The sequence below is a fragment of the Nocardiopsis lucentensis DSM 44048 genome, assembly GCF_000341125.1.
GTDB lineage: Bacteria > Actinomycetota > Actinomycetes > Streptosporangiales > Streptosporangiaceae > Nocardiopsis > Nocardiopsis lucentensis.
On the sequence record NZ_ANBC01000766.1, the window covers coordinates 1 to 7,999 of the forward strand.

Genomic DNA, 7,999 nt, shown 5'->3' on the forward strand with positions numbered 1-7,999 from the left:
CCCGGACAGCACCGCCCACGCCAGGCGGGTGTTGACCGACAGGGTGTCCAGGTCGGGGTGGGTGAAGGGCACCGCGATGCCGGCCAGGTGGACGACGGCCTCGGGGCGGGCCCGGGTGAGAACGTCCTCGCGGGCGGTTTCGTCGAGCAGGTCGGCGACGATCCCCTCCACTCCGGGGTCGGGGGAGGGGGAGGTGTCGGCTGAGACGACGTGGTGGCCGCGTTCGGTCAGGGTGGCCACGACACTGCGGCCGAGCCGTCCCGAGCCGCCGGTGACGAGGACGCGCATGGGCGCCGCCTTCCTGGGTTCGTTCTTCCTGGGTGTGGGGTGTGTGGGTGGGGGTGGTCACGCCAGGTCGCGGGCGCACCGGGCCAGGTCGCCGGGGTCGGTGGTGTGTCCGTCGTGGATCGCGGTGCGCAGCCGCCGTTCCAGGGTGGAGCCCCGGGGCACGGGCAGTCGGGTGTCCCAGGCCAGGGCGGGTCCCGCGCCGGGGTACTCCCGGGCGCGCAGGAACCAGGGGTCGGCGCGGGGGCCCGGCTGGAGGAGGACGAGGGTCCAGGGGGCGCCGTGGGTCGTGGTCCCGGCGATGGAGAGCCAGTCGGCGCGGGAGCCGTGCAGGGCCTTCTCCCCGTGGAGGCCCCCGGCGCCGGTGCAGGTGGGCGGGGCTGGGGCGATGGGGGCCCGCCAGAACAGGCCGCCGTAGCCCGCGCCGGGGCGTCCGTTGGTGGCGGGGGTGCCCACGCTCAGGTCCCGGCCGCTGGTGTTGGTCAGCCGGACGCGCAGGTCCAGGACCCAGGTGTGCTCGTCCAGGGGCAGGGCGCGGGTGGTGCGCTCCTCCCTCAGGAGTTCCCCGCCCCCGGTGTCGGTCCACGACAGCACCTGCACGTGGTGGTCGGGCTCGCGGACCGTCCAGGAGACGTGGCTTTGGCGGCCGTGGTTGTCGAGCAGGACCGGTCCACGGTCGCGGGTGAAGGTGGTTCCTCCCCAGAAGCTGACCCCGGACACGTCGGGGACGGCCACGCTGACGCCGAAGTGGTGCGGGTGGTCGTCGGGGTACTCCTCGGTGACCATCGTCCCGCCCGTGGTGCGGACGGGGTGCAGGTAGGGACGGGGTGACAGGTGCGGTTCGATCCGGGTGCCGTCCTGGAGGCGGGCCAGGACGGCACCCTGGAGTGACAGGTCGGCGGTGGTCACGGCCGGGCCTCCACGGTGGGCTCGGGCGCCCGGACGTCGGGGGACCAGGCGGGGTCGAGTTCGGAGAACAGCGCCAGGCTCTGGGCGCTGCGGTGGACGAGGGCGTCGATCCCGGTGATCACGCGTCGGGTCCCCTCGGGGGTGCGGCTCACCCGTTGGCGTGCGTCGGGGACCGTGACGGGGTCGGGGGCGGTGCGCACCGCCTCCAGCACGTGCATGAACGCGTGGGTGGCGCGGGGTGGGACCAGGAGGGGAGCGTCCCCGTCCACGTGGGCGAGGAGGTTCTCCAGCAGGCCGGTGCGCGGATGGGTGGTGGTCAGCGGGGCGCGGCCGGGGCGGTGGAGGGTGACCCGGTCCAGGGTGTAGTCGAGATCGATCCGGCCGAGGGTGCCGTGGACGGTCAGTCGGGGCGGCAGGCTCTCCTGGGCGCACAGGGTCACGGCCACGGTGATGGGTGTGCCGTCGGGTGTGCGTATGCGCAGGCAGGAGGTGTCGTCGCTTTCGATGGGGTGGGCGTGGAACAGCTCCAGTTCGATCTGGGCCGGTGGGTTCGCGCTGGCCCCGGCCACGGACAGCGCGGTGGCCACGGCGTGCGCGAAGGGGTTGGTGAGGGCGCCGTCGACGACGTCGCGGTCGTGGAGTCGGCGCCGCCCGGCCCAGGGGGCCCGGTCGTAGTAGGTGGAGGTGCGGATCCATGTGCCCGCGCCGCCGATACCGCGTAGTTCTCCGACGCTCCCGTCGTCGATGAGTTGGCGGACGGTGTCCAGGGCGTGGGAGCCCAGGCTCTGGAAGCCGATCTGGCAGGCCAGGTCGGAGGCGTCCACGGCGGCCACGAGCTGGTCGAACTCGGCCAGGGTGGCGGTGGTGGGCTTCTCCAGCAGCACGTGGGAGCCGTGGTCGAGGGCGGTGCGGACCAGCGGCAGGTGGGTGGGGATGGGGGTGGCGAGGATGGTGACGCTGGCGCCGGTGGCGTCGATCGCCTCGCCCAGGTCGGCGAAGTGGGGGACGGCGCTGTGACCTTCCAGGTCGTCGTCGGCGGCGGGGGGCGTGGGGTCGCAGACGCCGACCAGTCGCACGAGGCCGCTCTCGCTGAGGGGGAGCAGGGCTTTGAGGTGGTGGCGTCCGTGGCCGTGGACCCCGGCCAGCAGGATGGGGACGGGGGCGTTCACCGCTGGGCCTTCAGTAGGTCGTCGACCCTGATCGGGGTTCCCGAGGCGATGGAGGCGTTGGCGGCCAGGCCGGTGAGGAGCGCGTTGCCGCCGTCGGCGTGGTCGGGGCGGATGCCGTCGTCGGCTCCGCCGAACAGCGAGGAGAGCATGACCTGGTCGCCGCCGCCGTGTGAGCCCTCGCCGACCGCGATGGGGATCTCCTCGGGTGGTTGCCAGTGGCGCCGCAGCCACAGGCGGGCGGTGGTGTTCTCCTTGGGAGCGGGCATGCCGCGCACGGGGGTGGTCTCGTCCTGGTGGGGGGAGGTGTACTCGAACTCGGTCATGTCCAGTTCCAGGCGTCCCCTGCTGCCGGTGAGGGAGATCCGGTAGCCCTCCCAAGGGGCGTAGGCGACCAGGTGGTAGCTCAGGCGGGCCCCGGTGTCGTAGGTGACCAGGACGGACATGTCGTCCTCGATGGTGATGCCGGGGCCGAAGACGTTCTGGTCGCGGTGGTAGCCGTCCTCGTGTTCGGCGTCCAGGTACAGGGCGCTGAGGTCGGGGCTGTCGCTCATGTGCAGGGCGAAGGGGTCGTCGGCGGCGGAGGACGAGCCGTGGGTGCGGTCGTAGTCGGCGGCCAGGCCGTGGCGGCGCCCGTTGGCGTCGCCGTAGAAGAACAGGTCGCCCCGGGCGAAGACCTCGGTGGGGCGGGCGCCGATCCACCAGTTGACGAGGTCGAAGTGGTGGCTGGCCTTGTGGACGAGCAGGCCGCCGGACTGGGTCTTGTCGCGGTGCCAGCGGCGGAAGTAGTCGGCGCCGTGGCGCAGGTCCAGGAGCCACTCGAAGTGGACCGAGCCGATCTCGCCGATGACGTCGGAGGCGATGAGTTCGCGCAGCTGCCGGTGGACGGGGTTGTAGCGGTAGTTGAAGCCGACGGTCACCCGGCCCCCGGTGCGGGCCTGGGCCTCGTTGATGCGGTGCAGCCCGTCGAGGTCGGCGGTGAGGGGTTTTTCGGTGATCGCGTCGGCTCCGGCTTCCAGGGCGGCGACCACGTAGTGGGCGTGGGTGCGGTCGACGGTGCACACGATGACCTCGTCGACCCGCTCCCGGGCGAGCATGCGGGTGAAGTCGTCGGGGGTGTAGGTCGGGACCGCCTGGAACCCCGCGTCGGTGATGATCCGGTTGTGGACGGCCATCCGGGTCCGGTTGGTGTCGCACAGGGCGACCAGTCGGCCCTGGTTCCGGTGGCTCACGGTCAGCGCCCAGGTGTACATGCGGGCGCGGGATCCGGTTCCGACGATGGCGTACCTGCGTGGGGTGGTGTCGTTCACACACCGCATGGTAAACGCTTTCCATAGCGTTCGACAAGGGTGGGGGCCGTTGTGGAGGTCGCGCCGCGCGAGGCGTCGCCTTCGACGGGGCGGGGGTGGCGCCAGAGATGAGGGGTGCGGGGAGTCGCCTCCGGGAGTGGTCACACCTCGGGGTGCTCGCCGACATCGCGCTGGTCGGGGGTACGGAGCACGGTTTGGGGGAAACCCGTCGTTGACACCCGTGTAACCCGATGCTAGAAACTGATCAATCTTAGTATCTGGATAGCGCTTACCAAGACGGCTTCGACCGATTCGCCCCGTGTTCTCCCTCACAGGGGCACAGCGCCCGTCCCCTCCGATCCAGATTGGCGGTCTCCAGTCATGAACCCAGGCCCGAACACGCCCGCCACCGGGGCGCAGCCCCCACCGGACGGTGGGGCTCCGTGAACGCCCTGCTGGAACGCAGGTCCGCGGCGCAGACGGAACCCGACACACCCGCGCCGCGCGCCGAACGCCCCCGACGCTCCGGGAACCGCGCCAGGCGGGAGAACCTCGCCGCCTACGGCTTCCTGGCTCCGTGGTTCATCGGACTGCTGTTCATCACCGCGGGCCCGCTGCTGGCCTCCTTGTACTTCTCCTTCACCGACTACAGCCTCATCGGGGACCACGCGTGGGTCGGATGGGACAACTACCAGCGCATGCTCGACGACGAACGGCTCTTCAGCGCGCTGAAGGTCACCTTCGTCTACGTGTTCACCTCGGTGCCGCTCCAGCTCGCCCTGGCCCTGGCACTGGCGCTGGTACTGGACCGGGGCGTGCGCGGCCTGGCGCTGTACCGGTCGGTGTACTACCTGCCCTCGCTGCTGGGCGGCAGCGTCGCGATCGCGATCCTGTGGCGGCAGGTCTTCGGCGCCGACGGCCTGATCAACCTGGTCCTGGGTTTCCTCGGGGTCGAGAACGCGCCGGGCTGGGTCTCCCACCCCGACTACGCGCTGGGCACGCTCATCGTGCTCAACGTGTGGACGTTCGGCGCCCCCATGGTGATCTTCCTGGCCGGCCTGCGGCAGATCCCCACCATGTACTACGAGGCCGCGTCCGTGGACGGCGCCGGGCCGCTCCGCCGGTTCTGGAACATCACCGTTCCCATGCTCACCCCGATCATCTTCTTCAACCTGGTGTTGCAGATCATCAACGCCTTCCAGACCTTCACACAGGCGTTCATCGTCAGCTCGGGCACCGGCGGGCCCTCGGACTCCACCCTCTTCTACACGCTCTACCTGTACCAGCGCGGCTTCGGCTCCTTCGACATGGGCTACGCCTCGGCGATGGCCTGGCTGCTGTTGGTGATCATCGGTGGGTTCACCGCGGTGAACTTCCTGGCTTCGAAGTACTGGGTCTTCTATGGCGACTGACACCACGGCCCCCACACGGACACGGCCGAAGACACGACCGCGGGCACCGCGGACACGGGAGCGTTCGCGCGGCGAACGCGTCCGGCGGCTGCTCACCCACATCGGCCTGATCACGGCCGGACTGGTGATGCTCTACCCGCTGCTGTGGATGCTCGCCAGCTCCTTCAAACCCACCGAGGAGATCTTCCGCGCCCCCGGCCTGGTCCCGGAGACCTTCACCCCGAGCAACTACACCGACGGGTGGACGGCGCTGGAGTACCCGTTCCACCACTACCTGCTCAACTCGGCGATCGTGGTCGCCGGCGCGATCATCGGCAACCTCATCGGATGCTCGATGGCCGCCTACGCCTTCGCGCGGCTGGAGTTTCGCGGCAAGCGGCTGTTCTTCGCGATCATGCTCGCCACGATCATGCTGCCGATCCACGTGATCATCGTGCCGCAGTACATCCTGTTCTCCGAGCTGGACTGGATCAACACCTTCCTGCCTCTGATCGTCCCCAAACTCCTGGCCACCGACGGCTTCTTCGTCTTCCTGATGGTGCAGTTCATCCGCGGACTGCCCAAGGAACTGGACGAGGCCGCGCGCATCGACGGGTGTGGGCACGTGCGGATCTTCCTCCAGGTGATCCTGCCGCTGTCCCTGCCGGCCCTGGCCACCACCGCGATCTTCACCTTCATCTGGACCTGGAACGACTTCTTCAGCCAGCTGATCTTCCTGACCAGCCCGGACATGTACACCGTGCCCGTGGCGCTGCGCACCTTCGTCGACGCCACGTCGCAGACCTCGTGGGGTCCGCTGCTGGCGATGTCGGTGGTGGCGCTGGGGCCGGTCTTCGGATTCTTCCTGGCTGGCCAGCGATACCTGGTCAAAGGCATCGCCACCACCGGAATCAAGTAGTCGAAGGGAAACGAACCCATGCGAGCCATCCCCCGCGGCGGGCCCTCCCGCCGCCGCTCCACCCTCCTGCCCCTCATCGCCGGGGTGAGCGCCCTCGCCATGACCGCCACCGCCTGCGGCGGCGGGGGAGGCGAGTCCGAGGACGGTGTGGTGGAACTGCGTTTCTCCTGGTGGGGAGCGGATGACCGGCACTCCACGACACAGCAGGTGATCGACCTGTTCGAGGCCGAGAACCCCGACATCCGGATCGTCGGGGACTACAGCGACTGGTCGGGGTACTGGGACCGCCTGGCGACCAGTACCGCGGCGGGTGACGCGCCCGACATCATGACGCAGGAGGAGCGGTACCTGCGCGAGTACGCCGAACGCGGCGCCCTGGCGGACCTGGGCGAGTTCGACCAGACCCTGGACCTGTCGAACATCGACCCCCTGATCGCCGAGAGCGGCGACCTGGACGGGCGGACCTTCGGCGTGGCCACGGGTGTGAACGCCTACACGATCATGGCCGACACGCAGGCCTTCGAGGACGCGGGCGTGGAACTGCCCGACGACTCCAGCTGGACGTGGGAGGAGTACGTCGAACTCGCCGGAGAGATCAGCGAGGCCACCGGCGGAGACGTCGTGGGCACCCAGAGCATGGCCTACAACGAGAACGGTTTCCAGATCTTCGCGCGCCAGCGGGGGGAGCGCCTCTACAACGAGGACGGCTCCCTGGGCTTTTCGCGGCAGACCTTGGAGGAGTGGTACGAACTGACGGTGGAGCTGCTGGACAACGGCGGCCAGCCGAGCGCGTCGGAGAGCGTCGAGATCGAGGCGGGCGGCCCCGACCAGTCGGTCCTGGCGACCAACACGGGCGCGATGGCGCACTTTTGGACCAACCAGCTGGGCGGCCTGACGGCCTCGTCCGGGCGTGACCTCGAACTGCTGCGCTACCCCGGTGAGACCGAGGAGGACCGGAGTGGCATGTTCTTCAAGCCGGCCATGTTCTACGCGATCTCGTCGGAGTCCGAGCACCCGGAGGAGGCGGCGCGGTTCGTCGACTTCCTGCTCAACAGCCCGGAGGCGGCGGAGCTGATCCTGGCCGACCGGGGCCTGCCCGCCAACGTGGACGTGCGCGGGCAGATCACGGACTCGCTGTCGGAGCCGGACGCGCGCAGCGCGGTGTTCCTGTCCGAGGTCGAGGGCACGATCGTGGACGGCAACCCGCCGCCGCCGATCGGCGCCGGTGAGGTCGTGGAGATCACCAAGCGGATCGCCGACGACCTGGCGTTCGGCGACATCACCCCCGCCGAGGCGGCGGAGCGGTTCATGTCGGAGGTGGCGACGGCCACCGGTTCGGCCTGACGCCCGATGTTCCTGTGGGCTGTGCGGGAGCGCTCCCGCACAGCCCACGGCCGTGTCCGGCGTTCCGTGAACTCGGTGCACGTCGGTGGAACCTGGGGTCCTATGCTCGGCGAAGATCCGATCATCACCCCCTGGAGGTTCTCCGTGTCCGTGCAGCCGGTTCGGCATCGTGCCTCGGGTTTGGCCTTCGCCCTGGCCGCGGCTCTGGCGTTCGGTGGGGCGGGGGTCGCGGCCCGGCCGCTGCTGGCGGCGGGGATGGATCCGTTGCAGGTGACGTGGTTGCGGGTGGCGGGGGCGGCGTTGGTGCTGGCGCCGATCGCGGTGGTGCACTGGCGGGTGCCGTTGCGGCGGCCGTGGCTGGTGTTGGGGTACGGGGTGGTGCCCATGGCGGGGGTGCAGGCGCTGTACTTCGGGGCGGTGGCGCGGATCCCGGTGGGGGTCGCGTTGTTGATCGAGTTCCTCGGCCCGGTGCTGGTCCTGGTGTGGTTCCGCGTGGTGCGTCGTACCCGGGTGTCTCCGGCGGCGATGGTGGGCGTGGTGCTGGCCGTGGCCGGTCTGGGGCTTCTGCTGGAGGTGTGGGCGGGGATGCGCCTGGACCCGGTGGGCGTGGGGTTGGCGTTGGGGGCCGCCGCGGCGCAGGCGGGGTTCTTCCTGTTGTCGGATGCCACGGGTGAGGACGCGGATCCGTTGGCGGTG

The 7,999-nt window shown here is 70.3% G+C and carries 8 protein-coding genes; 4 read left to right on the plus strand and 4 right to left on the minus strand.

Annotated features, from left to right (window positions below; genetic code table 11):
• The 4 genes from D471_RS36385 to D471_RS0126530 all read right to left on the minus strand — a co-directional run.
• Positions 1 to 288, minus strand: a 288-nt coding sequence (locus D471_RS36385; RefSeq protein WP_040691429.1) for an NAD-dependent epimerase/dehydratase family protein, incomplete at its 3' end; no start/stop codon positions are given.
• A gap of 57 nt (positions 289 to 345) precedes the next feature.
• Positions 346 to 1,194, minus strand: a complete 849-nt coding sequence (locus D471_RS0126520; protein ID WP_017601415.1) for a DUF6807 domain-containing protein — start codon at positions 1,192 to 1,194, stop codon at positions 346 to 348.
• Entirely contained in the window at positions 1,191 to 2,363 is a 1,173-nt protein-coding gene (locus D471_RS0126525; RefSeq protein WP_017601416.1) for a Gfo/Idh/MocA family protein, read from the minus strand. The genes D471_RS0126520 and D471_RS0126525 overlap by 4 nt, the downstream gene beginning before the upstream one ends.
• Entirely contained in the window at positions 2,360 to 3,679 is a 1,320-nt protein-coding gene (locus D471_RS0126530) for a Gfo/Idh/MocA family oxidoreductase (RefSeq protein ID WP_017601417.1), read from the minus strand. The genes D471_RS0126525 and D471_RS0126530 overlap by 4 nt, the downstream gene beginning before the upstream one ends.
• 413 nt (positions 3,680 to 4,092) lie before the next feature.
• On the opposite strand from D471_RS0126530, the gene D471_RS0126535 reads away from it, so the two are divergent.
• From D471_RS0126535 to D471_RS0126550, 4 genes are all read left to right on the plus strand, one after another.
• On the plus strand, positions 4,093 to 5,061 hold the full coding sequence (locus tag D471_RS0126535; RefSeq protein WP_017601418.1) for a carbohydrate ABC transporter permease: 969 nt from the start codon (positions 4,093 to 4,095) through the stop codon (positions 5,059 to 5,061).
• A complete protein-coding gene (locus D471_RS0126540; protein WP_017601419.1) occupies positions 5,051 to 5,959 on the plus strand; it encodes a carbohydrate ABC transporter permease in 909 nt (302 codons plus the stop codon). The genes D471_RS0126535 and D471_RS0126540 overlap by 11 nt, the downstream gene beginning before the upstream one ends.
• Before the next feature lie 18 nt (positions 5,960 to 5,977).
• Positions 5,978 to 7,303 (plus strand): ABC transporter substrate-binding protein, encoded by a 1,326-nt coding sequence (locus D471_RS0126545; protein ID WP_017601420.1) that lies wholly within the window; start codon positions 5,978 to 5,980, stop codon positions 7,301 to 7,303.
• Between the two features lie 102 nt (positions 7,304 to 7,405).
• Positions 7,406 to 7,999, plus strand: a 594-nt coding sequence (locus D471_RS0126550; RefSeq protein WP_017601421.1) for an EamA family transporter, incomplete at its 3' end; no start/stop codon positions are given.

Bases quoted from the DNA above. Each gene is read 5' to 3' on its own strand.
- D471_RS0126530 (WP_017601417.1), bottom strand. From the start codon at position 3,679: ATGCGGTGTGTGAACGACACCACCCCACGCAGGTACGCCATCGTCGGA.
- D471_RS0126540 (WP_017601419.1), top strand. From the start codon at position 5,051: ATGGCGACTGACACCACGGCCCCCACACGGACACGGCCGAAGACACGA.
- D471_RS0126545 (WP_017601420.1), top strand. From the start codon at position 5,978: ATGCGAGCCATCCCCCGCGGCGGGCCCTCCCGCCGCCGCTCCACCCTC.